Source organism: Rhizobium sp. BK379 (assembly GCF_014193955.1).
GTDB lineage: Bacteria > Pseudomonadota > Alphaproteobacteria > Rhizobiales > Rhizobiaceae > Rhizobium.
In genome coordinates this window covers 69,072-92,357 of the sequence record NZ_JACIAD010000002.1, presented here as the reverse complement: position 1 = coordinate 92,357, position 23,286 = coordinate 69,072, and the positions used below count along the sequence as shown (strand labels likewise).

Sequence of the window (23,286 nt, the reverse complement as noted above, 5' to 3'; positions counted from 1 at the left end):
TAGACATCCGGCTGCTCACCATGGCAGCCGGAAATCCATTTCCGGGGCTTAAATTGGCAAAAGCGGACTTTTACGAAACTCTGGGTGTAGCCAAGACGGCGGATGAGAAAGAGCTGAAAAGCGCCTTCCGCAAGCTGGCAATGAAATACCATCCGGACAAGAACCCGGATGACAAAGACGCCGAACGCAAGTTCAAGGAAATCAACGAAGCCTATGAAACGCTGAAGGACCCGCAGAAGCGCGCGGCCTACGATCGTTACGGCCATGCAGCCTTCGAGCACGGCGGCATGGGCGGTCCCGGTGGCTTCGGTGGCGGCGCCGGATTTGCCGGTGGCGGCTTCTCCGATATCTTCGAGGACATTTTCGGCGAGATGATGGGCGGCGGTCGCGGACGGCAGCGCTCGTCGGGTGGTCGCGAACGCGGCGCCGACCTCCGCTACAACATGGAAATCTCGCTGGAAGAGGCATTCTCCGGCAAGACGGCGCAGATTCGCGTTCCGACCTCGATAACCTGTGACGTCTGCTCCGGTTCCGGCGCCAAGCCAGGTACACAGCCGAAAACGTGCGGCACCTGCCAGGGCTCGGGCCGCGTACGCGCAGCGCAGGGCTTCTTCTCGGTGGAACGCACCTGTCCGACCTGTCACGGCCGCGGCCAGATCATTCCCGATCCGTGCCCGAAATGCCACGGCCAGGGCCGGGTGACCGAAGAACGCTCGCTCTCGGTCAACATTCCCTCGGGTATCGAGGACGGCACTCGCATTCGCCTGCAGGGCGAAGGCGAGGCAGGCACGCGTGGCGGCCCCGCGGGCGATCTCTATATCTTCCTGTCGGTGAAACCGCATGAGTTCTACCAGCGCGACGGGGCCGATCTCTATTGCGCCGTGCCGATCTCCATGACGACGGCAGCGCTCGGCGGCACCTTCGATGTGGCGACGCTCGACGGCACCAAGTCGCGCGTCACCGTTCCCGAGGGCACGCAGGCCGGCAAACAGTTCCGCCTGAAGGGCAAGGGCATGCCGGTGCTGCGTTCCAGCCAGACGGGCGATCTCTACATCCAGATCCAGATCGAGACGCCGCAGAAGCTTTCCAAGCGCCAGCGCGAGCTTCTGCAGGAATTCGAGCAGCTCTCCTCCAAGGAGAACAATCCGGAGTCGACCGGCTTCTTTGCCCGGATGAAGGAATTCTTCGAGGGCTAAGCTCGATATCCCCCAAGGTTACAAAAGCCGGAGGTTCCGCCTCCGGCTTTTTTCATGCGCGCTCCAATTCAAAACACCTGTTTCAAGTCAGGACGCGCGTCTGTGCGCAGATGTCTTGCGTTAACGCACAGATCCGATCGCGCTTGCAAGTTCCTGAAATCCATACTGTCTTTGGCCCCGCAGTCCGGGACTAACAGAGGGTATTTCCATGTCGGCAATGAACTTTTCAACCTGCCTGTCCGAAGATGTCGATGCACTGGCAGGCGCGCTCTATTCGTGGTGCGCCGAACGCAACATCAAACTTCGCAGCCAGCAAGGCCTTTCGATCGCCAGCATCGCGATCGACCTTTATCATGCCGGCCATCAGACGCAGGACGCCCTGCTCGTCGCGCTGCACGAGCGCGAGCTTCACTGAATTTCCCTCAAATTCAAGGATAGGCGCTGGAGCCGTCAAGCGGCGTTTTCGGCTGCCTGACCGCATATAAGGTTGAGGATCGTCTTGAGCGCCTGCTTGCCCGCAGTCGAGCTCAACCTGTCATAGCTGATCGCCAGTTCATAGGCTTCGGGGCTCAGTTCAACGCGGTTGGCAAACTGGGAAATTCCCGTACCCTCGAAAAGCTCGGAAATATCAACACCAAGAAAGACCGCTATCTGATGCAGCTTGCTGGCGGAGACGCGGTTGGTCCCCTTTTCGTATTTCTGGATCTGCTGGAATGTAAGGCCAAGCGCTTCGCCCAGTTCCAGTTGGGAAACACGTCGGCGGGCGCGAAGCTGTCTCACGTTTCGGCCGACAATGATATCAATCGGATCTGGCACTGCTGCACTCTTTCCCGGTAAACCCTTCATTTACCATATAGCGTCAGCTGAATATCTCAACCCGGAAGTTGCAAATTTCAACCGACTTTTTTTGGGCATTAGGCCACGAAACAACTATCCCTTCCGCCGATTATACAACTTCTACTTATCATTTGATGACTTAGCGGCGATGTCGCGAAAAGTTGAACACCCTGTAGTTGACTTCATTGCATGGGACGATAGTTAGTCGCGCCGGGACCCTTATGTACGACAAGAGGCTTCGAGTACTGCATGACATCCGCTCCCACCGGGAAATCTGATGCCGACAGTATCGTCATCGATATGCGCCGCCAGAAACTGACGATGATCCTCGATTCATTGAAATCGCTCCGCGGCTCGATCGAAGATCGGCCGGATCTCGTTTATTGGATCGAAAGGGCAATCGCAGAGGCCGAAGCACAGCTCGAAGAGCCGGCCCCGCAGAGCCATTGACGGCTGGGACAGCTCTCAGCCTTGATATCCCTGGCGCTTCGGCTTAGAGCCTTGCCTTGTCAGATTGAATCATTCTGACGAGGAAAGGCTCCAACTGTCAGCCTTGATGATTCCGGATATTCGATGCCGCACAAGGTTGCCCTTTCCCGTTTGAAGCTGACCGACTTTCGCAATTATTCGTCGGCCTCGCTTGCGCTCGACGCCCGGCATGTCGTGTTGACCGGCGACAACGGTGCGGGCAAGACCAACCTGATGGAGGCGGTCTCGTTCCTGTCACCGGGGCGCGGTCTGCGCCGAGCCGCCTATGGCGATATCACCCGCGTTGGCGCTACGGGCGGATTTTCGATCTTTGCCGAGCTCGATGGCATGGAAGGTAACGTCGAGATCGGTACCGGAATTGATGCCAGCGACGAGACGACGGCGCGACGGCTGCGCATCAACGGAACGACGGCAAAAACAGTCGACGAGCTGACCGATCATTTGCGCGTGCTCTGGCTGACACCGGCGATGGACGGGCTCTTTACCGGCGGCTCCTCGGACCGCAGGCGTTTCCTCGACAGGCTGGTGCTGTCGCTCGATCCCGAGCACGGCAGGCGGGCGAGCGACTTCGAGCGCGCCATGCGCAGCCGCAACAAGTTGCTGGACGAAGGCCGTTTCGATCCATCCTGGCTTTCCGGTATCGAGGAGCAGATGGCGAGCCTCGGCATAGCCATGGCGCTCGCCCGGCAGGAAATGCTCGGCCTGCTGACGCGACTCGTCGAGGAAAGCCGGGAGATCTCGCCCTTCCCATCGGCATCGCTGCAGCTTTCAGGCTTCATGGACGGCCAATTCTCCCGGCCCTCGGTCGATCTGGAAGATGAGTATGCGGCAACACTCGCCGCAAACCGGTACCGCGATGCCGGCGCCGGCCGCACGCTGGAAGGGCCACATCGCGCCGATCTCATCGTTCATCATCGGGAGAAGCAGATGGATGCGGCGCGCTGCTCCACCGGCGAGCAGAAAGCCCTGCTGGTGGGCCTTGTGCTTGCCCATGCACGGCTCGTCGGCAATCTTACCGGCCATGCGCCGGTTCTGCTCCTGGATGAGATTGCCGCCCATCTCGACGAGGGACGCCGTGCCGCGCTGTTCGACCTCATAGACGGGCTTGGCGGCCAGGCCTTCATGACGGGAACGGACCGTCAGATGTTTGCAGCACTTGGCGAGCGGGCACAGTTTTTCACGGTTGCGGACGGAAGGGTTTTCGAATGAGCGATAGCGCTTCTCCCGGCGGTTCGCGGCGTGATAGCATCACGGCCATGGAACCTCTCAGCCCAGACGAAATTGCACGCTATCATCGCCATATCCTGCTGCCGGAAATCGGGGGCGCGGGCCAGCAGAAGCTGAAGGCCGCGCGGGTGCTTGTCATCGGCGCGGGAGGGCTCGGGGCACCGATCCTGCAATATCTCGCCGCTGCAGGCGTCGGCACGCTCGGTATTGCCGATGACGACCGTGTTTCGCTTTCCAACCTGCAGCGGCAGGTGATCCACGATTCCGGTACGATCGGCGAAATGAAGACGGAAAGCGCAGCCAGTGCGATCGCTCGGCTAAACCCGCATATCAAAGTCGTCCGTTTCACTGAGCGCCTTTCCGCCGAAACGGCGCGCCTGCACCTTTCCGGCTTCGATCTCCTGATCGACGGCTCTGATAATTTCGATACGCGCTATATGGCGGCCGATGCAGCGGAAAACGCGCTTATCCCGCTTGTGACAGGTGCGGTTGGCCGGTTCGACGGATCGCTGACGGTGCTGAAACCCTATGAGTCGGCCGAAGACGGCACACAGAACCCTGGATATCGTGATCTCTTTCCCGAAGCACCGCCGGCCGGATTGATTCCCGCCTGTGCGGAAGCCGGCATCATTGGCGCACTGACGGGCGTGATCGGCACGCTGATGGCCATGGAAGCGATCAAGTTGATTACGGGCGCAGGCGAACCGTTAGTCGGTCGCCTGCTGCTCTACGACGCGCTGTCTGCCCGTTTCGACACGATCCGCTACAAACGTCGGCGCGCGAGGCAGAACAGGACCGCATGACGCCGTTTCGCATCGATGAGAGCTTTGTGCGCTGGAACGAGCTGCTCGATCTCATTCTCGCGTCCTTCGCCTATATGGAGGGCCGCATCGATCCGCCCTCCTCGGCAAGCCGCCTGACCGTGGAATCGCTGATGGAAAAGGCAAGGGCAGAAATCGCCTATGCCGTGGAGAAGGCCGGGCAACTCGTCGGCTGCATTTTCCTGCGGCCCGAGGCAGATTGCCTCTATGTTGGAAAACTCGCGGTCCTGCCATCCGCGCAAGGCAAGGGTATCGGACGGCGCCTGCTCGCTACAGCCGAGGAGACGGCACTCGATCTCGGCCTTCCGGCATTGAGGCTCGAGACTCGGATAGAGCTCGTCAGCAATCACACGACCTTCACTGCCTGGGGCTTTGAAAAGACCGCAGAGAAATCTCATCCGGGTTTTACACGGGTGACGTTTATCGAAATGAGGAAAGCGCTCGCCGGCTGACTAGCCGACCGCGCTCCGGCGGTCATCGGCCCGGCAGCACCCGATTCGGTGGGCGATGGCCATCGATGAAGGCGCGAATGTTGATGATGACCTTGTCGCCCATCTCCGCACGTCCCTCGATCGTTGCCGAGCTCATATGCGGCAGCAATACGACCTTGCCCTCATTGGCAAGCTTCACCAGCTTCGGATTGACCATGGGCTCGTTCTCGAAGACATCGAGCCCGGCGCCGGCGATCTTCCCCTCCCGCAGGCATTTGATGAGCGCCGCCTCGTCGACCACGTCACCGCGGGCTGTATTGACGAGATAGGCGGTCGGCTGCAGCAACGCCAGGCGGCGAGCCGACAGGAGATGGAAGGTCGCGGGGGTCGAGGGGCAGTTCACCGAGACGATATCGACGCGAGCGAGCATCTGGTCGAGGCTTTCCCAATAGGTCGCTTCCAATTCGTCTTCAGTCGCGGGATTGACGCGCTTGCGGTTGTGATAGTGGATCGACAGGCCGAAAGCCTTGGCGCGGCGCGCAACGGCCGTGCCTATACGGCCCATACCGACGATACCGATACGCTTTCCGTGAATGCGCCGGCCGAGCATCCAGGTGGGGGACCAGCCAGCCCATTCACCGGGCCGGTCCGTCAGCACGCGTGCGCCCTCGCCGATCCGCCGTGGCACGGCGAGGATCAGCGCCATGGTCATGTCGGCAGTGTCCTCGGTCAGCACATTCGGCGTGTTGGTGACGGTGATGCCACGGCGCGCGGCCGCTTCGATATCGATATGATCGGTGCCGTTCGAAAAGCTGGCGATCAGCTTCATCTGCGGCCCGGCCTGATCGATGAGGGCTGCGTCGATACGATCCGTCACGGTCGGCACGAGCACGTCGCAGGTTTTGACGGCTTCGACGAGCTCAGGAACGGATCGCGGCGTATCGTCGATATTCAACTCGGCATCGAAAAGCTCGCGCATGCGGGTTTCGACGACATCAGGCAGCTTGCGGGTTATGTAGACCTTCGGTTTTTTCTTCGTCGTCATAGCGGCTTGCTGTGCCTTGTTCAGAGGTCTTTAACCAAGTTGGGCGATCATTTCCCCGTTCCGGGCATTTTCTACCAGACCCGCACGCGAAGACAAACAAAACTCGCGAGGCGACCGGGGAATCCCGGAAGACGAGCAGGCAGGGCCTGATTCGAATTCGAGCCAACGGAAGCTTCCATGCGTCGCACAGTTATGAAGTCCTGCCTCGCCCTGGCGGTTGCCTTTGCCGTATCGGCAGGCACCATCGAATTTGCGCAAGCCCAGGCGGCCAAGGGGCCGAGCGGCCTGCCGCTGCCGCGCTTCGTGACGCTGAAGTCCAAGCGCGTCAACCTGCGGATCGGTCCGGGAACGGACTACGCCGTTTCGTGGCTCTATCTGAAATCGGGGCTGCCCGTCGAAATCGTCCAGGAGTATGACAACTGGCGCCGTATCCGCGATGCCGACGGTACCGAGGGCTGGGTCAATCAGTCGCTGCTCTCAGGCCAGCGCGCCGCTATTGCCGCGCCGTGGATGAAGGGCAAGGGCAAAGGCGTCTATGTCAATCTCCGCCGTGAAGCACAGCCGTCTTCCAGCATCGTCGCCAAGCTGGAGCCCGGCGTGATGATCACGATCGGCGAGTGCAGCGGAGAGTGGTGTTTCGCAAAGACCGACGGCGCCGAAGGTTGGGTGGCGCAGTCGGAAATCTGGGGCGCCTATCCGGGCGAGGCCTTTAAATAAGGCCCGCCTCCTTTGCGGCTTCGGACAGGGACTTCATCGGCCGCGGGCCGATCTGCTGAATGACGATGCCGGCGGCAAGGCAGCCGAGCTTGCCGCAATCTTCGAGAGAACGGCCCTGCGTGTAACCGTAGAGGAAACCCGACGCGAAGAGATCGCCCGCCCCCGTCGTATCCACTACTTCATTGATCTTGATCGCGTCGACGTAGTGGCGCTCGTTGCCCTTCAGGATCACGGCGCCGTTCTCGCTCATGGTGACGGCGGCAATCTTGCAGTCCTTGGCGATCTTGTTCAGCGCTTCCTCGAAATCGTCCGTCTCGTAGAGCGACAGGGCCTCCTGGCGGTTCGAGAAGACGATATCGACCTTGCCCGAACGCATCAGATCCAGAAATTCGGCGCGATAACGATCGACGCAGAAGCTGTCCGAGAGTGTCATCGACATTTCGCGGCCATTCTCGTGGGCGATGCGGGCGCAATCGAGGATCGCCTCCTTGGCGCGCGGCGGGTCCCAGAGATAACCTTCGAAATAGGTCACCTTGGCTTGAGCCACCACATCTGCTTCGACATCCTCAGGCCCAAGCTCGACGCAGGCGCCGAGATAGGTGTTCATCGAACGCTCGCCGTCATCGGTAACGAAAATCATCGAACGTGCGGTCGGCGGAAACGTGCCCTTGGCCCGGGTCTGATAATGAACGCCCTGAGCCCGGATATCATGCGCAAAGATCTCGCCGAGCTGGTCCTCCGCAACCTTGCCAAAATAGGCGGCCTTGCCGCCGAGGCTCGCCACACCTGCAGCCGTATTGCCGGCGCTGCCGCCGGAGGCTTCGAGTGCCGGGCCCATGCGGGAATAAAGCAGTTCGGCACGATCGGCATCGATGAGGTTCATCGCCGCCTTGGTGATCTTGTTGTCAATGAGGAACTGGTCGTCGCAACGGGCGATAATATCGACGATTGCGTTGCCGACTGTCAGAACATCGAATTTGGTCATGAAATGGGAAGTCCCGGATTTGTGATAGCCGGTAATCGGTCTTAGCGAAATTTGCCGGTATTGAAAGGCTAAACAGCACATCACCTTCCAAAGACTTCGCAAAACTGCCGTTTATTCGTCACGCCGCTGTCACCTTGCCTGCCTAAAACATGATCAGGAAGACCGGCATGCAGGTATCTCGTGTGGCCGGCTACGGGAGGGATGATCCCTCCAGTCTTACCGGGACGACGCTGACCACGGATGAACTGGCAGCATCGCGACCGGCTATCCGGCAGGACCGGATGCGGAAAAGCGGGCCGAGCCCGCTTTTTTTGTTGCGCCGCGAAAGATATTGCATCCATGGCATTTGTCATGGCCGGCGATTTGCTGTCTTTTGTTTTCGTATGTCGCTATCGCAAAACCGCTGTACACCTTTGCGCGACATGCTTTAGACCTCGGCTATCCCCGCGCAGAGCAGCAGTTTATGTCAGCCATCATCTTCGACGTTCTTCCAATCTTCCTTCTCATTCTCATCGGCTGGCTGATCGTCCGCGTCGGAATACTCACCGCAAGTGTCGGCGATGCTCTCAGCGAATTCGTCTTCAAGATCGCTGTGCCCCTGCTGCTTTTCCGCACCATCGCCGAGGCCGACTTCCACGGCGCGTCGCCGTTCCGGCTCTGGCTCGTCTATTTCTCCGGCGTCGCGGTGACATGGGCGGCCGGACACATCGTCGCTACGCGTTTGTTCGGGCGTGATGAGCGGATCGGCGTGCTTGCCGGCGTGTCCTCCGCTTTTGCCAACAATATCTTCATCGGCCTGCCGCTGGTCGAGCGCACCGTGGGTAGCGAAGGGCTTGTCGCCCTTTCCATCCTGCTTGCCGTGCATCTGCCGATCATGATGGTTGCCGGCACAATCATGATGGAGCATGCCGAACGCAAGATTTCCGGCAAGAGCGACCGCAGCATGACCCTGGTCCTGAAGCAGATCGGCCTGAACCTGCTGCACAATCCGCTGGTCATCGGCATCGTGGCAGGCGCCATCTTTCACGTCTCGGGCCTGACCATGCCGGCAACGATCCGTTCCGTCGTCGCGCAGATCGCCGGCACGGCCGGTCCGGCGGCTCTGATTTCGCTCGGCATGGCGCTGCAGAAATACGGAGTCTCCGGCAATGTCGGGATCGCCAGCGCAACCTCAGCCTTCAAGCTGCTGCTGTTGCCCGGCTGCGTGTGGGCAGCAAGCCATGTTTTCGGTCTCAGCAACGAATGGGCAGCGGCGCTGGTGCTGACCTCATCGGTGCCGACAGGGGTGAATGCCTGGCTGATCGCCAACCGCTTCGGCGTCGGCCACAGCCTCGCCGCGTCGACGATCACGGTGACGACAGCGCTCGGCGCCATCACGGTTTCCTTCTGGGCCTATATTCTCGGCGCTTAAGCCTGTCGCGATCCTTCAGATTCGCTGACCGCGCTTGAAGTCTTTGTTTTCAGCATGTCGTTATCGCAAACTCGCTGCACACTTTTGCTCGGCATGCTTCAAGGCAACAAAAAAGCCCGGCTTTTGACCGGGCTTCTTCTCGAAAAAATCGTCGCTGCTTAGTGCGTTGCGGTCGGAGCATTCGGATCCGGCAGCGGAGCCGGTGAATCTGCCAGCGTGTGCAGATAGAGAATGACGTTGGCGCGGTCCTGATCCTTCGGCAGACCGGCAAAGCCCATGGCGGTGCCCGGAACATCCTTCTTCGGTGCCAGCAGGAACTTGTTGAGGTTTTCGAAGGTCCAATGTTCGCTGCTGCCCTTGGAGAAATCCTTCATGGCGGAGGAATATGCAAAGCCTTCATGCGAGGCGATCGGACGATCTACGACACCAAAGAGATTCGGGCCGACCTTGTTCGGTCCGCCTTTGGTGCCGTCGTGACAGGCCTGACACTTCTTGAATACGGTCTCGCCGGCCTTGGCGTCCGCACTGGCAAGAAGCTGGGCAATCGGAACAGCAACGGCAGCAGGTGCGCCTTCACCGCCGGCGGCGGGTGCCTCTTCGGCGACGATGGCAAAACCTTCCTTTTCCGGCGCCTCGGAATGGAAGATCCCCTCGGACGCGATGGAGACAGACATCAGAACGAAGATCGTTCCCAGCAGCGCCCCCACGGCCGTATTGACGTATGAATTCATCTGCAATGCTCCCCTTGCAGCCGGCAGACCAGAAACCGGACCATCTTGAAATTGCGCGGAACCTATGTCTTTTGGCTATTCGTTGCAACTGTCTAAATGGTCTTGTGCGTGAGACTTTTTGCCACTTTTCAGCCCGGATTAGAAGGCCCGAACAATGACGGATTCAAAATTACATGACGTGCTGGTGCTGATCCCCGCGCGGATGACTTCCACCCGCCTTCCCGGCAAGCCGCTGGCCGATATTTGCGGTTTGCCGATGATCGTGCAGGTCGCGAAACGGGCCGCTGAAGCTGCAATTGGCCGGGTCATCATTGCCGTCGACGACCAACAGGTTTTCGATACCGTCGCAGCTGCGGGCTTTGAGGTGGTCATGACCCGCCAGGACCATCAGTCCGGTTCCGACCGCATCTTTGAAGCGCTTACCAAGGTCGATCCTGATGGCAAGGCAAAAATCATCGTCAATGTCCAGGGCGACCTGCCGACGATCGATCCGGAGACGGTGCGCGCAGCACTGCGTCCCCTTGAAAACGAGGCGGTCGACATCGCCACGCTGACGACCGAGATCGACAATGACGAGGACAAGACCGCGCCGCATATCGTCAAAGTCGTTGGTTCGCCGGTATCTGCCAGTCGCCTGCACGCGCTCTATTTTACCCGAACGACCGCGCCCTATGGCAACGGGCCGCTCTATCATCATATCGGGCTCTATGCCTATCGACGCGCAGCGCTCGAACGTTTCGTCTCGCTCGGCCCTTCTACGCTCGAAAGGCGCGAATCACTGGAGCAGCTCAGAGCGCTCGAAGCGGGCATGCGCATCGATGCCGAGATCGTTGACACGGTTCCCCTCGGTGTCGATACTCCCGCCGACCTCGAAAAGGCGCGGCGCATTCTCTCCGCGAAGGCCAACTGACGGATTTTCCTCATGAACATCAAGACCAACAGGATCGCCTTCCAGGGCGAGTTCGGCGCCAATTCCGACATGGCGAGCCGCGACATGTTTCCGACGATGGAGCCGCTGCCCTGTCAGACCTTCGAGGATGCCTTCACGGCGGTCGACAATGGGGATGCCGATATCGGCATGATCCCGATCGAGAACACGATCGCGGGGCGCGTCGCCGACATCCACCACCTGCTGCCTGAATCGCGCCTGCACATCATCGGCGAATATTTCATGCCGATCCGCTTTCAGCTCATGGTGCTGCCGGGTGTGACGAAGGATGAAATCCGCACTGTGCACAGCCATATCCATGCACTCGGCCAGTGCCGCAAGATCGTGCGCGCCAACGGTTGGAAGCCTGTGATCGCCGGCGATACGGCAGGGGCCGCAAAGCTCGTCAAGGAAACCGGCGACCGCTCGATGGCGGCGCTCGCGCCGCGCCTTGCAGCCGATCTTTACGGTCTCGATATCATCGCGGAGAATGTCGAGGACACGGAAAACAACGTCACGCGCTTCGTTGTGCTGTCGCGCGATGAAGAATGGGCGGAACGCTCGGCCAACGACGAGAAGATCGTCACCACCTTCGTCTTCAACGTCCGCAATATTCCGGCCGCCCTCTACAAGGCGCTCGGTGGCTTTGCGACGAACAACATCAACATGACGAAGCTCGAAAGCTACCAGCTCGGCGGCAAGTTCGTGGCGACCCAGTTCTACGCCGATATCGAGGGCCACCCGAACGACGCGCATGTGCGCCGAGCGCTGGAGGAACTGCGTTTCTTCTCCGAGAAGGTCCGCATCCTTGGCGTCTATAAGGGCCATCCGATGCGCGGGCTTCTCTAAGCATGCGAAAAGCCTCTCTGTCGAGTCGTCAGAGAGGCTTAAATCTCACTTATTTATCCGGCTCACAAACACGCAGGCGATGGCCATCCGGGTCCAGCACGACGAAAGTCGGGCCGAAGTCGAGTTCGGTCAATTCCTGGGCGACCGGCAGGCCACGGCTGCGCCAGTCTTCGTAATGCCTGGCGACAGCATTCTCACCGTCAACCATGAAGGCGACCTCGCCACGATTGCCGATGGCAGAGGGTTGCGGCTCGACCTTGCTGCGGCGCCAGAGGCCGAGAGTGAAGCCGCCGTCGAGCGGGAAGGCGACGAAGTTCGGGGCTTCCACCGCCGGCTCCCGGCTCAGGATATTGCGATAGAAAGCTGCGCTTTCAGCGGGGTCCTTGACATAGAGGATAATAAGATTGGGGCTGGCCATTTCAGTTCTCCACAGGGTTGAACGGTGCCCGGCCGAAAGCTGCTGCCATAAAATGGCAGCAGCTTTCCGAATGCAGCGCTATAGACAGCGCCGCTTCGTCACCGGGAGGAAATTCGATGAAGCCGACGTGCGGCCTTAACGGAAGAGGTCGTCGCCGACGCGCCAGTCCTGTCCGTCCGCAAAGCCGAGATCGCGCTTGCGCCATTGCGGCAACATCTCGAGATCAAGGCGGGGACGGCGTGACGATGCTACGGTGAACCTGTCGGCGAACAGGCGCACGAGGCGTGAACGGAGGGTTTTTCCGGCTTCGACGGAAGTACGACGGCCGGCATATTGAACGACTTGAGGCATTCCCATGATCAGTACTCCTTCCTGCTGGACTGGTACTGATAATAGCGCTGCCTGCTGACAGTTTATGGCAGTAGCGTTAGTGCTCGATGGGAGTATCCTGCGTGTCCCGCCACTCCTTCAGGAGAACAGTGCGGCGGCGCGGATAACGCGTGTCGTGGATCGTCATATCGATGATACGATCGGTGCGGAAATGACGGAAATCCTGGCGCAGTTCGCACCAGGCCATGATGATGCGCACATGCTCGAAGTAGCCGAGCGCGAACGGCCAGACCCGGCGACGGGAGACACGACCCTGCTCGTCGCCATAATGCAGTTCAAGAATACGCTCCAGGCGGATCGCTTTGCGGATGGCCGAAACATCCGCCTTGTCCTCATCCTGCCGTTTGCGGCCGACAAAAAGTGTGGCCGAATCGACCATATCGCGCATGTCGGGCGGCAGCACGGCGGCGATCTTTGCCAGCGCATCAGCGCCGGCATTGGCCAGGCGCGGCTCGGCGGCGCGCGCCACCCAACGCGAGCCAAGCACCAATGCTTCCAGCTCCTCCTCGGAAAACATCATCGGCGGCAGCATGAAGCCGGGTTTCAGCACGTAACCGATGCCGGCCTCGCCCTCGATCATGGCGCCCTGCGCCTGAAGGCTCGCAATATCGCGGTAGAGCGTGCGCAGGCTGACGCCCGTTTCCTCTGCCAACACGATGCCGGTGACCGGCCGCCGATAGCGCCGGAGCGTCTGAAGCAGGGTCAGCAGCCGTTCGGAGCGGGCGACCATGATTATATCCTCATGCAGAGGTGACGATCATCCGTGCGCACCGCCGCTACTCACCGTTTCCACTCGACCCAATCGCGCATAAGTCGATGGGCAATCGCCCCCTTCGGCGGCGACGCCTTGCCGTTGACGCCAGGACGCTCCAGCATTTCGATGGTTTCCTCGCGGGTGAACCAGCGGCAATCCTCGAGTTCGGTCTCATCGCGATGGATATCACGCGACTTTGCCTCGGCATAACAGCCGATCATCAGCGAATGTGGCATCGGCCAGGGCTGAGAGGCATGATACCGGATGCGGCCGGTCCTGATGCCGGATTCTTCCAGTGTCTCGCGGCGGACGGCATTTTCGATCGTCTCGCCGGGCTCCAGGAAGCCCGCCAGACAGGAATACATGCCCGGCGCAAAATGCGGGCTGCGACCGAGGAGGCAGAGATCGCGCTCTTCATCGATCGTGAGCATGATGACGACGGGATCGGTCCGCGGGAAGATCATGTGCTCGCAGGCGGTGCAGACCCGCTTGTAACCGCCGATACGGATTTCCATGACCGAGCCGCAGCGACCGCAAAACTGGTTGTCGCCGTTCCAGCGAATGAGGCTTGCTGCCTGGGAGAACTCGCCGAGCAGCATCTCGTCGACAAGCTCGTCACGGAAGAGCGAGCGTCCGTCGACCGGCTTGTACTGGCTCGCCATATCCTCGACATCAATGCCGACGGGCACGGCAAGGCGCGGCTCGCCGGTTTTGCGATAGCCGAGCAGTACGATTTCATCCCAATTCGGTTTGAGCTCCTGCAGCTCATAGCGAGCAAACAGCGGATCGAGCACCTGGCCATCGTGCTTGAGCACCAGCTTGTCCTTGGCGAAGGCGAAAATATGCGTGCCATCGCGGGCAAGCGCCTTTTCGACCGAGCCTTCATCGCGATGTTCGCTGTCACGGTTCAGGTCGTTGGCGGCAAAGGCGGTGAGATTGCTGGGTTCCGGATGCGGCACATCCGAATCGAAAAGCGAATGACTCATGATGAAAGGGCTTCCCGCAGCTTTGCTATGAATTCGTCTCTTGTCGCATCCTCGTAGGGTTCGGCCTTACCGAAACCCCAGACGGGACCCGGCCAATTCGCATCACCTTCGGAACGCGCAATAACATGAACATGAAGCTGGCGGACGATATTGCCAAGAGCCCCGACATTGATTTTCGTGGCACCCGTAACCTTTTTGAGTGCTGCGGAGACGAGTTCGATCTCGAAGGTCAGCAGCACCTGATCAAGCGGCGTCAGTTCGAAGATCTCTGTAATATCCGCCCGGCGCGGCACCAGGATCAGCCAGGGCCAGCGAGCGTCCTTCGATAACCTGATGTCGCACAGGCCAGCCACCATGATGCTGGTGCTGTCGTTTTCGAGCCTGGGGTCGAGCGCGAAATCGCTCAAAGGCATTCTCCTCATGTTTTCCAATGGACTAGCAGTTTTTTTGGAGCTTGGCTTGCTTTTGATGAGGATTTTGCCGATATGTGCATCCGGGAGGTTGGTGGTGGACGAGCCACTCGCCAACCGGGTCAGGTCCGGAAGGAAGCAGCCCTAACGAGCCCCGGCACGGGTCATCGTGCCAGCCTCCCACCTTCTCTTCCAAGAAGCCCGGGCTTCCGGGCGCAAGCAGGGCGATGAGCGACACCGAGCGACAATCACAAGATGCCGCCTCGACGGGCACCGGATACCGGGTGCTGGCACGCAAATACCGCCCCAAGGATTTCACGGACCTGATGGTCGGCCAGGAGCCGATGGTCCGCACGCTCACCAACGCCTTTGAAACAGGTCGCATCGCGCAGGCCTACATGCTGACCGGCGTTCGCGGGGTGGGCAAGACGACGACGGCGCGTATTCTGGCCCGCGCTCTGAACTACAAGACGGCCGACATCGACAAGCCGTCGATCGACCTTCGCGTGCCCGGCGAACATTGCCAGGCGATCATGGAAGGCCGCCATGTCGACGTGATCGAGATGGACGCCGCCTCGCATACCGGCATCGACGACATCCGAGAGATCATCGAGCAGGTGCGCTACCGGCCGGTTTCGGCCCGCTTCAAGGTCTATATCATCGACGAAGTGCACATGCTCTCGACGGCAGCCTTCAACGGATTGTTGAAGACGCTCGAAGAGCCGCCGGAGCATGTGAAATTCATCTTCGCGACGACAGAAATCCGCAAGGTTCCGATCACTGTACTCTCGCGCTGCCAGCGCTTCGACCTGCGCCGCATCAGCGCTTCCGATCTCGTCGGCCTGTTTTCGACGATCGCCGCCAAGGAAGGCATCGAGGCGGAACCGGATGCGCTGGCGATGATCGCACGCGCCGCGGAAGGCTCTGCCCGCGACGGCCTGTCGCTGATGGACCAGGCAATTGCCCATGGCGGCGGCGTTGTGCAGGCGGAAGCCGTGCGCGGCATGCTCGGCCTTGCGGACCGCGCGCGCATCGTCGATCTCTTCCAACATATCGTGCGTGGTGACGTCGCGAACGCGCTCAACGAATTCCAGAGCCAGTACGAGGCCGGCGCGAACCCGGTCGTGGTACTGACGGATCTCGCCGATTTCACGCATCTGGTGACGCGGCTGAAATATGTGCCTGATGCCGCAAACGACCCCTCGCTCAGCGAAGTCGAGCGCACCAAGGCGGCGGAATTCGCCCAGGGTGTCGCGGTCACCACGCTTTCGCGGATCTGGCAGATGCTCCTGAAGGGCATTCCGGAGACGGAAAACTCGTCGCGCACGGCGGGCGCTGCGGAGATGGTGCTTATCCGGCTTGCGCATGCAGCGCATCTGCCCGCCCCCGAAGATGCAGCACGCCGGCTCGCCGAATTTTCCACTGAAAATGGTGCGCCACGTCCATCCTCACCCGCGCCTTCGGGCAATGGCGGCGGCACGCGCGTTCCCTACCAGACGAACGTAACGGCACGGGCTCCGGAGCCTGCGCCGCGGCCTCAGCCCTCGGGCCCGACCGCCATGCTGCGGGCCGTGCCCAATCCCGAACCGCAGAGCGTCGGCCGCGTCGAGACGAAGCCGGCAGAAGCGCCGAAGCCGGTCGTGCGGGTCAATTCGATCAGCGACATCGTCGATCTCGCTGCCGAAAGGCGTGACGTCAAACTGAAGGCGCTGGTGCGCAACTTCGTACGGCCAGTGCGGATCGAGCCCGGCCGGCTGGATGTGAACCTCACCGAGGGAGCTCCAGGCACGTTGCTCAACGAGCTTGCCGTCAAGCTCAAGGAATGGACCGGCATCCATTGGATCGTCAGCACCAGCCGCGAAGAAGGCGGACCGACGATGGTGGAGGCGGAAACCAAGGCGCAGGAGCAGCGCGTCAGCGATGCCCGCCAGGATCCAGACGTAGCAGCGATCCTGGCCCAGTTTCCAGGCGCCAAGATCATCGACGTACGCGTGCGGGCGCCGACGCCGGAGGAAGAGGCAGAGGAGGTCAAACCACCTGCCGCAGCCGAATCCGAAGAGGGCGATATCCTGCCCGGCGACGACATAGAATTCTAGTTTCAAGAAGGAGAAGACGATGCGCGACATCATGGGCATGATGGGCAAAGTCAAGGAAATGCAGGCCAAGATGGAGCAGATGCAGGCTGAGATCGCCGAGCTGACTGCCGAAGGCAAGGCCGGCGGCGGGCTGGTCACCGTGATCATCTCCGGCAAGGGCGAGCTCAAGAGCCTGAAGATCGACCCTTCCCTCTTCAAGGAAGACGATGTCGAAATCCTCGAAGATCTGATCGTTGCCGCCCACAAGGACGCCAAGGACAAGGCGGAAGCCATCGCTGCCGAAAAGACCAAGGCGCTGACGGCCGGTCTGCCGATCCCGCCCGGTTTCAAGCTGCCTTTCTGATTTCGTCGACTGGTCCGGTAATAACTGGCCCCGGAAGAGGAGACGGGAGATGATGACCTTGACGACGCTGCTGGTTTTCGCCGGCGCTCTTTTCATTGCCGCCGGCACACCCGGACCGAGCGTTGCAGCGCTCGTTGCCCGGGTCATTTCGAAAGGCGCGCGCGATGTGCTGCCTTTCCTGTTCGGCATGTGGGCTGGAGATGCGATCTGGCTGACCTGCGCCATTGCCGGCCTCTCGGCGATCGCCGAAAGCTTCTACCACGTCTTCGTCGTCATTAAATGGTTGGGCGTGCTCTATCTTCTTTATCTCGCCTGGCGGATGTGGTTTGCCAAAGCTGATGTCGAGGAAGAAGAATTGCCGCAGGAACGTTCGCGCGGCCGGATGTTTTTCACCGGCCTGGCGATTGCGCTCGGCAACCCGAAGATCATGATGTTCTACGTGGCCCTTCTGCCGTCGATCATCGACATTCCCTCGGTATCGCTTGCCGGCTGGGCCGAACTCGTCGTCACGCTGTTCGTCGTTCTGGCTATTGTCGATTTCAGCTGGATGTTCCTTGCTGCAAAGGCGCGCGGTTTCCTGAAGAGCCGACGTGCTGTGCGGATCGCCAACCGGGTGAGCGCGGGAACGATGGCGGGGGCTGCCGTCACCATCGCTATGCGCTGAACTATTGCTGTGCTTCCAGCACGGCTCGCAGCTTGTAATGAACGGGCGCCGCCAGATAGCGCTCGCGGTCTGCCGCTGAAAGCCGGCGTCCGAAGGTTTCCATCATTTCCGGCATCGTGACTGGGGCGCCCGGGAATGGCTTGTACTCGACCTGCATTCCGGCTTCCACGATCCCATTTGATATCACGCGGCAATAGATGCCGGGACGTGCCGCCTTGGTATAGCGCTTGACGAATTTCGGATCGTCCATCCTTGCTGCGAAAGTGGCGCAGGGAATGCGGCAGGACGTCACTTCAAGGATCAGTTCGCTGATAATAAAGCGGTCGCCGACCGTGACGTCACGGTTATCCAGTCCTTCGATGACGAGGTTTTCGCCGAAAGTGCCGGGTTCGACGGGATAGCCGAGTTCGTTCGTCCACCAGTCGAGGCTCAGAGAACCTTCCAGATAGACAGCCTGATCGACGCCGCCATGATGTTTTCTGTTGCAGATGGCATCGCCGACGAGACCTTCGGCATCGATCATGACGCCACCGCTGACGGCATGTTTGAAAATACCGGTCTTGTAGCTCTTGCCGGGCAAGCGTTCAGCTGCGCCCTTGCAGACTGCGAGGATTTTCATCGGTCAGCTGATCCTTCGGCGATTCCGTTTTCGTTCCATATCAGCTAAGAACGGCGCATGGCAAAGCGAGTCACCGGCCCCGAAATTGAAAAACTGATCCAGCTTCTGGCGAAAGTGCCGGGCCTCGGGCCGCGCTCGGCGCGGCGAGCGGCACTCCATCTCATCAAGAAGAAGGACCAGCTTCTTGGTCCTCTCTCGCATGCGATGGGCGAAGCCTATGACAAGGTGAAGATCTGCTCGCGCTGCGGCAATGTCGATACCGTCGATCCTTGCACAGTCTGCACCGATGCACAGCGCGACCAGTCCGTCATCATCGTCGTCGAGGATGTTTCAGACCTCTGGGCGCTGGAGCGCGCCGGCGCGCTGAATGCCGCCTATCATGTGCTCGGCGGCACGCTCTCGCCACTCGACGGTGTCGGGCCTGACGATCTCAACATACGCGGACTGATCAATCGTGTCGGAGAAGGCGGCATCAAGGAAATCATCATCGCCGTCAATGCGACCGTCGAGGGGCAGACGACGGCGCATTACATCACCGATCAGCTTGCGGATCTCAACGTGAAGATCACGCGGCTGGCGCATGGCGTACCCGTGGGAGGTGAACTCGATTATCTCGACGAGGGCACGCTTTCGGCGGCGCTTCGAGCGCGCACGGCAATTTAGGGGGATATGCGAATATGCGTTTCTTTGGCCGGCTTGTTTTGACAGGCGCCGCCTTGCTGGCGCTTTCAGTCTCCACCAATGCCGCTCCTTCGAAAGCCGATGTCGAAGCGCAGTTTGAAAAATGGGTGCAGGCCGATCTCTGGCCTGACGCAAAGAAGAACGGCATATCGGAAAAGACTTTCCGCGCCGCCTTTTCCGGTGTCGAGCTGGATTGGACCCTGACCGATCTTGCGCCTCCCGGCTTTCCGCCGCCGAAGGAACAGAAGCAAACCCAGGCCGAGTTTTCCTCTCCCGGCCCCTATTTCAATGAGGACCGGCTGAAACGGCTTGCGGTGACCGGACGCAGCTTTGCCTCGCAATATGCATCTACGCTCAGCCGCATTGAAAAGACCTATGGCGTGCCGGGTTCGATCGTGCTGGCAATCTGGGGACGCGAAACCGGCTTCGGTGCGGCGAAGATTCCGAATTCCGCCGTCGAGGTACTGGCGACCAAGGCCTTCATGTCGACCCGCAAGGACATGTTCCGCATGGAACTGATCGCGGCGCTGCATATTCTCGACGGCGGCGACGTTACTCCTGCAGATTTCAAGGGATCGTCGGCGGGCGCACTCGGCCAGCCGCAATTCATGCCGACGAGCTACCTTAAATATGCCGTCGATTTCGACGGCGATGGGCATCGCAATATCTGGACCTCGGTCCCAGATACGCTCGCCTCGATTGCCAATTTCCTCGTGAAGAAGGGCTGGCAGCGCGATCGCGACTGGGGGTTCGAAGTGACAATCCCGGGAGCCGTCTCCTGCGCGCAGGAAGGGCCTGACCTTGCCAAGCCGCTCTCCCATTGGGCGTCGCTCGGCATCGACCGCATTTCCGGCAAGGGCTTTCCATCCGGCGAGTTGAAAGCGCAGGGCATGATGCTGGTGCCGGCCGGGCGCGACGGGCCGGAATTCATCGTCACGCCGAATTTCTACATCATCAAGGAGTACAATAACTCCGACCTCTATGCGCTCTATATCGGCAATCTGGCCGACCGCATCGCCTTTGGCTCCGGTGCCTTCCAGGGACAATGGGGCGACGTTGGCAAGATGCTGCGCTCGGACGTTGCCGCCATGCAGCGCGCGCTGGAGCGGCAGGGCTACGATGTCGGTGGCTCCGATGGCCTGCCCGGCTACAAGACACGCCGCTCGATCGGTCAGTGGCAGGAAAAGAACGGCATGAAGCCGACCTGCTTTCCGGAGGCATCGATGAAGGGCAAGCTGAAGTAACAGCTGAGGCGCATGCCCTGGTCAGAGGTTGCGCTTCAGTCCTTCATGGCTCGCAACAAAGCCGAGCTTTTCATAGAAACGGATCGACTCTAGCCGTGCCTTGTCGGATGTGAGCTGCACGAGACCGCACCCGCGCTCGCTGCAGCGCGCGATCGCCCATTCGATGAATTGCGAACCGAGCCCGGAGCCGCGATGACCCCTGGCGATGCGCACGCTTTCGATCTGGCCCCGCCACATGCCCGTTCGTGAAAGGCCGGGAAGAAAGCTCAGCTGCAGACAGCCGGCAACGCAGCCGGTCTCGTCGGTCGCGACGGCAAGCAATTGGTTGGGATCAGCCTCTATCGCGGCGAAGGCCGCGAGATAGCGCATATCGACGGGATCCGAGACGACCTCACGCGTGCTGCCGAGATCGTCATCGGCAAGCAGCCTGACGATGACGGCAAGATCGGATTGTCGTGCGCTTCGGAAGACCGGCATGCTGACCTCAGTGATGCAGGTCGATCGGCGCCTTGTGAAAGACGTCATCGACAGGTGGGATGGCCTGGCGTTCGATCATGCGCTGAACTTGCGGCAGGCCCTCGCCCCGATGAAGCGCACGAAGCCGGTCGGTATTTTCGGCATCGGCCTGCGTGCGGCGCTGGTTATGCCTGATATATTCGACCCAGGTCGGCGTGTGATAGGTTTCCGTCCAGAGACCGGGGTTTTCAAGGTCGCGCATAAGCGCCCAGTTACGAGCGCCGTCGCGAATGCGGATGCGGCGGCGCTCTCCCATCAGTGTCATGAACTCGGCCAGGTCTTCGTCGGCGATCTGGTAGCCGACCTGGATGACGATCGGGCCGCTACGCGGCGTGATATCCAACCCGAGAGCGGGCTCGGTGAAGCGGTTGAGCGGATCGAGATTGAGCGAAGCGAAAGCCGGCATGGAAAAGCGCAAGCCAATAACAACGCCAAGCAGCAGGACGGCAGCCGACATCAGCAGGGCATCCGAAAGACCATACTGGTCGGCAACAATGCCCCAGAGCCAGCTGCCGCCGGCAATACCGCCGAACGTGACGGTCTGGTACAGCGACAAGGAACGGCCAACCACCCAGCGCGGCGTCGATAGCTGAACGATGGTGTTGAAGAGGGAAAGGGCCGAAACCCAGCAGGCGCCGGCGATCAGAAGTCCGGCAGAGGTGAGTGCGGCGCTTGAGCTGAGCGCTGCGATCACGGCACTGAGCGCAAAGCCTGAAAACGCAAGGCGGATAATCGTCTCGCTGGAGAACATTACGCGCAGCCTGGGGCTGAGCACCGCGCCGCCAATCGCGCCGATGCCGAATGCGCCGAGCATGAAACCATAGGTCAGTGGTCCGCCAGAAACGAGATCGAGCGCAACGACCGGCAGCAGCGCCTGGATGGAGCTTGCGCCAATGCCGAAGACCAGTCCTCTCAGGAGGATCTTTTCGAGATTGGGCGACATGGAGACGTAACGCATGCCGGCAAAGATGGCGCTACCGAGGGTCTCGCGCGGCAGTGTCGAGGCAGGCGTACTCGGCCGCCACCGAAGCAATGCATAGATGAGAGCAATATAGCTCAGCGCGTTCACCGCAAAAGCCGCAGCGGCACCGGCAGCCGCCACGATGGCACCACCGATCGCCGGACCGACGCTGCGGGTAATGTTGAAGCCCATGCTGTTCAGCGTGACCGCGTCTGGCAAATCGGCACGCGGCACCATGTCACCGACCGAAGCCTGCCAGGATGGATTGTTGAGCGCCGTGCCGCAACCGATGAGAAACGTGAAGAAGAGAAGCAGTCCAGGCGTAATCCAGCCGAGAAGGGCGCATGCCGTCAGCAGGACCGAAACCACGAGCATCATGGATTGCGCAGTGAGCATGATCCGGCGCCGATCATAATTGTCGGCGAGAGCCCCAGAGAACAGTGAGAACAACATGATCGGCAGCGCCGTCGAGGTCTGCACCAGCGCAACCATATCCTCCGACGAGGTGATGACCGTCATCATCCAGGCGGCACCGACGGCCTGGACCAGGCCGCCGAAATTCGAGGCGAGGCTCGCAAACCAGATAGTGCGGTAGGTTTCATGCCGCAAAGGCGCAAATGTCGAAGACGTATAGGCCACGTTTCCCCCGCTTTTATCGTAATGCCGCAACAGCAATATATGCGGAAGATGAGCACTCGCCATAGGTTAGCGCATGCTCAAGGGGCCAAGGAGGCGGATTCCGCGCCGACCTTGCAATTTCTGAAAAACGGGACTATATGGCACTCAAATTCTTGATCGTACGATGAAGAGTGGGCCGCAAGGACCCGCTCTTTTTTATTAGCGCGATCACCCCGAATGCCAGAAATCGCAGGGAGCGCACCGCTTGTCGGATCTGACAAACGCAGACAATCAACATGAGCCGCGGCTGATCACCGAGACCGGGCTTGACCAGCGTCTTGCCGACATTATCGAACCCGTGATCGTCGACATCGGCTTCCGCCTCATTCGTGTACGGATGCTCAATCAGAACGGCATGACGATGCAGGTCATGGCCGAGAAGAACGATGGCACGATGACCGTCGAGGATTGCGAGCAGGTCTCGATGGCGATTTCTCCAGTGCTCGATGTGGAAGATCCGGTCGATAAAGAGTATCATCTCGAAGTGTCTTCGCCGGGCATCGACCGCCCTCTGGTGCGGAAGTCGGATTTCGTTCGCTGGCAGGGCCACCTCGTAAAGTGCGAAACGTCGATCATGATCGGCAATCGCAAACGCTTCCGCGGCAAGATCGTCGAAGCGGACGCCGACGGGTTCACGATCGAACGTGATCAGATTGCCTATGGTGAAGAGCAGAAGGTCGTCATTCCCTTCACGGCTCTCAGCGATGCCAAACTCATTTTGACCGACGATCTGATCCGCGATGCACTGCGCGCCGACAAGCTGGCAAAGGCACAGGCTGCAAATCAGAATGAAGCGTCGGGCGACGAAGAATAACCGATCAACGTAAGCTCCAGGGACGGGAACCCGGGTAGTCAAGGA

General features: G+C 60.2%; 28 protein-coding genes and 1 other RNA gene. 17 read left to right on the top strand and 12 right to left on the bottom strand.

Annotated elements, in window-relative coordinates:
• Positions 1–53 precede the first annotated feature (53 nt).
• Positions 54–1,196: a molecular chaperone DnaJ gene (gene dnaJ / locus FHT93_RS11445; RefSeq protein ID WP_112542824.1), complete on the top strand. Its 1,143-nt coding sequence runs from the start codon at positions 54–56 to the stop codon at positions 1,194–1,196.
• 208 nt (positions 1,197–1,404) lie between these two features.
• Positions 1,405–1,611, top strand: a complete 207-nt coding sequence (locus FHT93_RS11440) for a hypothetical protein (RefSeq protein WP_183847663.1) — start codon at positions 1,405–1,407, stop codon at positions 1,609–1,611.
• 35 nt (positions 1,612–1,646) lie between these two features.
• On the opposite strand, the gene FHT93_RS11435 is transcribed toward FHT93_RS11440, so the two are convergent.
• Positions 1,647–2,012 (bottom strand): helix-turn-helix transcriptional regulator, encoded by a 366-nt coding sequence (locus FHT93_RS11435; RefSeq protein ID WP_112542825.1) that lies wholly within the window; start codon positions 2,010–2,012, stop codon positions 1,647–1,649.
• 270 nt (positions 2,013–2,282) lie between these two features.
• Here FHT93_RS11435 and FHT93_RS11430 point away from each other — a divergent pair, with 270 nt between their 5' ends.
• From FHT93_RS11430 to FHT93_RS11415, 4 genes are all read left to right on the top strand, one after another.
• Positions 2,283–2,483, top strand: coding sequence for a hypothetical protein (locus FHT93_RS11430; protein WP_113016197.1), 201 nt, complete (start codon positions 2,283–2,285; stop codon positions 2,481–2,483).
• Positions 2,484–2,606: 123 nt separating this feature from the next.
• A complete protein-coding gene (gene recF, locus FHT93_RS11425) occupies positions 2,607–3,731 on the top strand; it encodes a DNA replication/repair protein RecF (protein ID WP_183847661.1) in 1,125 nt (374 codons plus the stop codon).
• The gene (locus tag FHT93_RS11420) at positions 3,728–4,552 is read left to right on the top strand and encodes a molybdopterin-synthase adenylyltransferase MoeB (RefSeq protein ID WP_113209341.1); all 825 of its coding nucleotides are present in this window, start codon (positions 3,728–3,730) and stop codon (positions 4,550–4,552) included. The genes recF and FHT93_RS11420 overlap by 4 nt, the downstream gene beginning before the upstream one ends.
• Positions 4,549–5,022, top strand: coding sequence for a GNAT family N-acetyltransferase (locus tag FHT93_RS11415; RefSeq protein WP_183847659.1), 474 nt, complete (start codon positions 4,549–4,551; stop codon positions 5,020–5,022). Before FHT93_RS11420 ends, FHT93_RS11415 begins: the two co-directional genes overlap by 4 nt.
• Before the next feature lie 22 nt (positions 5,023–5,044).
• On the opposite strand, the gene FHT93_RS11410 is transcribed toward FHT93_RS11415, so the two are convergent.
• Positions 5,045–6,046: a D-glycerate dehydrogenase gene (locus FHT93_RS11410; protein WP_112970181.1), complete on the bottom strand. Its 1,002-nt coding sequence runs from the start codon at positions 6,044–6,046 to the stop codon at positions 5,045–5,047.
• 177 nt (positions 6,047–6,223) lie between these two features.
• Here FHT93_RS11410 and FHT93_RS11405 point away from each other — a divergent pair, with 177 nt between their 5' ends.
• Positions 6,224–6,763, top strand: coding sequence for an SH3 domain-containing protein (locus FHT93_RS11405; protein ID WP_112970182.1), 540 nt, complete (start codon positions 6,224–6,226; stop codon positions 6,761–6,763).
• On the opposite strand, the gene FHT93_RS11400 is transcribed toward FHT93_RS11405, so the two are convergent.
• Entirely contained in the window at positions 6,756–7,748 is a 993-nt protein-coding gene (locus tag FHT93_RS11400) for an adenosine kinase (RefSeq protein ID WP_112542832.1), read from the bottom strand. The two genes, FHT93_RS11405 and FHT93_RS11400, sit on opposite strands and share 8 nt — an antisense overlap.
• Before the next feature lie 463 nt (positions 7,749–8,211).
• On the opposite strand from FHT93_RS11400, the gene FHT93_RS11395 reads away from it, so the two are divergent.
• Positions 8,212–9,159: an AEC family transporter gene (locus FHT93_RS11395; protein ID WP_113016192.1), complete on the top strand. Its 948-nt coding sequence runs from the start codon at positions 8,212–8,214 to the stop codon at positions 9,157–9,159.
• A gap of 158 nt (positions 9,160–9,317) precedes the next feature.
• Here the strand turns inward: FHT93_RS11395 and FHT93_RS11390 are convergent, their stop codons facing one another.
• Positions 9,318–9,890: a cytochrome c family protein gene (locus tag FHT93_RS11390; RefSeq protein WP_183847657.1), complete on the bottom strand. Its 573-nt coding sequence runs from the start codon at positions 9,888–9,890 to the stop codon at positions 9,318–9,320.
• A 154-nt stretch (positions 9,891–10,044) separates the two neighbouring features.
• Between FHT93_RS11390 and FHT93_RS11385 the strand changes: the two genes are divergently transcribed.
• Both FHT93_RS11385 and FHT93_RS11380 read left to right on the top strand, forming a co-directional pair.
• A complete protein-coding gene (locus FHT93_RS11385; protein ID WP_113016190.1) occupies positions 10,045–10,800 on the top strand; it encodes a 3-deoxy-manno-octulosonate cytidylyltransferase in 756 nt (251 codons plus the stop codon).
• Positions 10,801–10,812: 12 nt separating this feature from the next.
• Positions 10,813–11,667, top strand: coding sequence for a prephenate dehydratase (locus FHT93_RS11380; protein ID WP_112542836.1), 855 nt, complete (start codon positions 10,813–10,815; stop codon positions 11,665–11,667).
• A 49-nt stretch (positions 11,668–11,716) separates the two neighbouring features.
• Here the strand turns inward: FHT93_RS11380 and FHT93_RS11375 are convergent, their stop codons facing one another.
• The 5 genes from FHT93_RS11375 to FHT93_RS11355 form a co-directional block, all read right to left on the bottom strand.
• Positions 11,717–12,085 (bottom strand): VOC family protein, encoded by a 369-nt coding sequence (locus tag FHT93_RS11375; RefSeq protein WP_112542837.1) that lies wholly within the window; start codon positions 12,083–12,085, stop codon positions 11,717–11,719.
• A gap of 135 nt (positions 12,086–12,220) precedes the next feature.
• Positions 12,221–12,442, bottom strand: coding sequence for a hypothetical protein (locus tag FHT93_RS11370; protein ID WP_112542838.1), 222 nt, complete (start codon positions 12,440–12,442; stop codon positions 12,221–12,223).
• Between the two features lie 70 nt (positions 12,443–12,512).
• Positions 12,513–13,208, bottom strand: a complete 696-nt coding sequence (locus FHT93_RS11365; protein WP_112970185.1) for a YafY family protein — start codon at positions 13,206–13,208, stop codon at positions 12,513–12,515.
• Between the two features lie 47 nt (positions 13,209–13,255).
• On the bottom strand, positions 13,256–14,215 hold the full coding sequence (gene nudC, locus FHT93_RS11360) for an NAD(+) diphosphatase (RefSeq protein WP_113016189.1): 960 nt from the start codon (positions 14,213–14,215) through the stop codon (positions 13,256–13,258).
• The gene (locus FHT93_RS11355; RefSeq protein WP_113016188.1) at positions 14,212–14,622 is read right to left on the bottom strand and encodes an HIT family protein; all 411 of its coding nucleotides are present in this window, start codon (positions 14,620–14,622) and stop codon (positions 14,212–14,214) included. Before FHT93_RS11355 ends, nudC begins: the two co-directional genes overlap by 4 nt.
• A gap of 89 nt (positions 14,623–14,711) precedes the next feature.
• On the opposite strand from FHT93_RS11355, the gene ffs reads away from it, so the two are divergent.
• The 4 genes from ffs to FHT93_RS11335 all read left to right on the top strand — a co-directional run bounded on the left by ffs (position 14,712) and on the right by FHT93_RS11335 (position 17,728).
• An RNA gene (ffs, locus tag FHT93_RS11350) (signal recognition particle sRNA small type) lies at positions 14,712–14,809 on the top strand.
• Positions 14,810–14,852: 43 nt separating this feature from the next.
• The gene (locus FHT93_RS11345; RefSeq protein WP_113016187.1) at positions 14,853–16,721 is read left to right on the top strand and encodes a DNA polymerase III subunit gamma/tau; all 1,869 of its coding nucleotides are present in this window, start codon (positions 14,853–14,855) and stop codon (positions 16,719–16,721) included.
• A 19-nt stretch (positions 16,722–16,740) separates the two neighbouring features.
• Positions 16,741–17,064: a YbaB/EbfC family nucleoid-associated protein gene (locus tag FHT93_RS11340; RefSeq protein WP_007813855.1), complete on the top strand. Its 324-nt coding sequence runs from the start codon at positions 16,741–16,743 to the stop codon at positions 17,062–17,064.
• Between the two features lie 52 nt (positions 17,065–17,116).
• Positions 17,117–17,728 (top strand): LysE family translocator, encoded by a 612-nt coding sequence (locus FHT93_RS11335; protein WP_112542898.1) that lies wholly within the window; start codon positions 17,117–17,119, stop codon positions 17,726–17,728.
• Position 17,729: 1 nt separating this feature from the next.
• Here the strand turns inward: FHT93_RS11335 and FHT93_RS11330 are convergent, their stop codons facing one another.
• Positions 17,730–18,347: an MOSC domain-containing protein gene (locus FHT93_RS11330; protein WP_113016186.1), complete on the bottom strand. Its 618-nt coding sequence runs from the start codon at positions 18,345–18,347 to the stop codon at positions 17,730–17,732.
• Between the two features lie 57 nt (positions 18,348–18,404).
• On the opposite strand from FHT93_RS11330, the gene recR reads away from it, so the two are divergent.
• Positions 18,405–19,010: a recombination mediator RecR gene (gene recR / locus FHT93_RS11325; RefSeq protein ID WP_112542843.1), complete on the top strand. Its 606-nt coding sequence runs from the start codon at positions 18,405–18,407 to the stop codon at positions 19,008–19,010.
• Positions 19,011–19,024: 14 nt separating this feature from the next.
• Positions 19,025–20,272, top strand: coding sequence for a lytic murein transglycosylase (locus FHT93_RS11320; protein WP_113016185.1), 1,248 nt, complete (start codon positions 19,025–19,027; stop codon positions 20,270–20,272).
• Between the two features lie 21 nt (positions 20,273–20,293).
• Here FHT93_RS11320 and FHT93_RS11315 read toward each other — a convergent pair whose 3' ends face one another.
• Positions 20,294–20,749 (bottom strand): GNAT family N-acetyltransferase, encoded by a 456-nt coding sequence (locus FHT93_RS11315; RefSeq protein WP_113016184.1) that lies wholly within the window; start codon positions 20,747–20,749, stop codon positions 20,294–20,296.
• Positions 20,750–20,756: 7 nt separating this feature from the next.
• Positions 20,757–22,388 (bottom strand): MFS transporter, encoded by a 1,632-nt coding sequence (locus FHT93_RS11310; RefSeq protein ID WP_113016183.1) that lies wholly within the window; start codon positions 22,386–22,388, stop codon positions 20,757–20,759.
• A 244-nt stretch (positions 22,389–22,632) separates the two neighbouring features.
• Here FHT93_RS11310 and rimP point away from each other — a divergent pair, with 244 nt between their 5' ends.
• Positions 22,633–23,241, top strand: a complete 609-nt coding sequence (rimP, locus tag FHT93_RS11305) for a ribosome maturation factor RimP (RefSeq protein WP_113016182.1) — start codon at positions 22,633–22,635, stop codon at positions 23,239–23,241.
• Positions 23,242–23,286 lie beyond the last annotated feature (45 nt).

Coding starts and splice junctions, on each gene's coding strand:
- recF (WP_183847661.1), top strand. CDS start 2,607: ATGCCGCACAAGGTTGCCCTTTCCCGTTTGAAGCTGACCGACTTTCGC.
- FHT93_RS11400 (WP_112542832.1), bottom strand. CDS start 7,748: ATGACCAAATTCGATGTTCTGACAGTCGGCAACGCAATCGTCGATATT.
- FHT93_RS11370 (WP_112542838.1), bottom strand. CDS start 12,442: ATGGGAATGCCTCAAGTCGTTCAATATGCCGGCCGTCGTACTTCCGTC.
- FHT93_RS11340 (WP_007813855.1), top strand. CDS start 16,741: ATGCGCGACATCATGGGCATGATGGGCAAAGTCAAGGAAATGCAGGCC.
- FHT93_RS11345 (WP_113016187.1), top strand. CDS start 14,853: ATGAGCGACACCGAGCGACAATCACAAGATGCCGCCTCGACGGGCACC.
- FHT93_RS11330 (WP_113016186.1), bottom strand. CDS start 18,347: ATGAAAATCCTCGCAGTCTGCAAGGGCGCAGCTGAACGCTTGCCCGGC.
- FHT93_RS11430 (WP_113016197.1), top strand. CDS start 2,283: ATGACATCCGCTCCCACCGGGAAATCTGATGCCGACAGTATCGTCATC.
- FHT93_RS11415 (WP_183847659.1), top strand. CDS start 4,549: ATGACGCCGTTTCGCATCGATGAGAGCTTTGTGCGCTGGAACGAGCTG.
- FHT93_RS11410 (WP_112970181.1), bottom strand. CDS start 6,046: ATGACGACGAAGAAAAAACCGAAGGTCTACATAACCCGCAAGCTGCCT.
- FHT93_RS11405 (WP_112970182.1), top strand. CDS start 6,224: ATGCGTCGCACAGTTATGAAGTCCTGCCTCGCCCTGGCGGTTGCCTTT.
- FHT93_RS11315 (WP_113016184.1), bottom strand. CDS start 20,749: ATGCCGGTCTTCCGAAGCGCACGACAATCCGATCTTGCCGTCATCGTC.
- FHT93_RS11320 (WP_113016185.1), top strand. CDS start 19,025: ATGCGTTTCTTTGGCCGGCTTGTTTTGACAGGCGCCGCCTTGCTGGCG.
- FHT93_RS11440 (WP_183847663.1), top strand. CDS start 1,405: ATGTCGGCAATGAACTTTTCAACCTGCCTGTCCGAAGATGTCGATGCA.
- recR (WP_112542843.1), top strand. CDS start 18,405: ATGGCAAAGCGAGTCACCGGCCCCGAAATTGAAAAACTGATCCAGCTT.
- FHT93_RS11420 (WP_113209341.1), top strand. CDS start 3,728: ATGAGCGATAGCGCTTCTCCCGGCGGTTCGCGGCGTGATAGCATCACG.
- nudC (WP_113016189.1), bottom strand. CDS start 14,215: ATGAGTCATTCGCTTTTCGATTCGGATGTGCCGCATCCGGAACCCAGC.
- FHT93_RS11390 (WP_183847657.1), bottom strand. CDS start 9,890: ATGAATTCATACGTCAATACGGCCGTGGGGGCGCTGCTGGGAACGATC.
- FHT93_RS11380 (WP_112542836.1), top strand. CDS start 10,813: ATGAACATCAAGACCAACAGGATCGCCTTCCAGGGCGAGTTCGGCGCC.
- FHT93_RS11385 (WP_113016190.1), top strand. CDS start 10,045: ATGACGGATTCAAAATTACATGACGTGCTGGTGCTGATCCCCGCGCGG.
- FHT93_RS11335 (WP_112542898.1), top strand. CDS start 17,117: ATGACCTTGACGACGCTGCTGGTTTTCGCCGGCGCTCTTTTCATTGCC.
- FHT93_RS11375 (WP_112542837.1), bottom strand. CDS start 12,085: ATGGCCAGCCCCAATCTTATTATCCTCTATGTCAAGGACCCCGCTGAA.
- FHT93_RS11395 (WP_113016192.1), top strand. CDS start 8,212: ATGTCAGCCATCATCTTCGACGTTCTTCCAATCTTCCTTCTCATTCTC.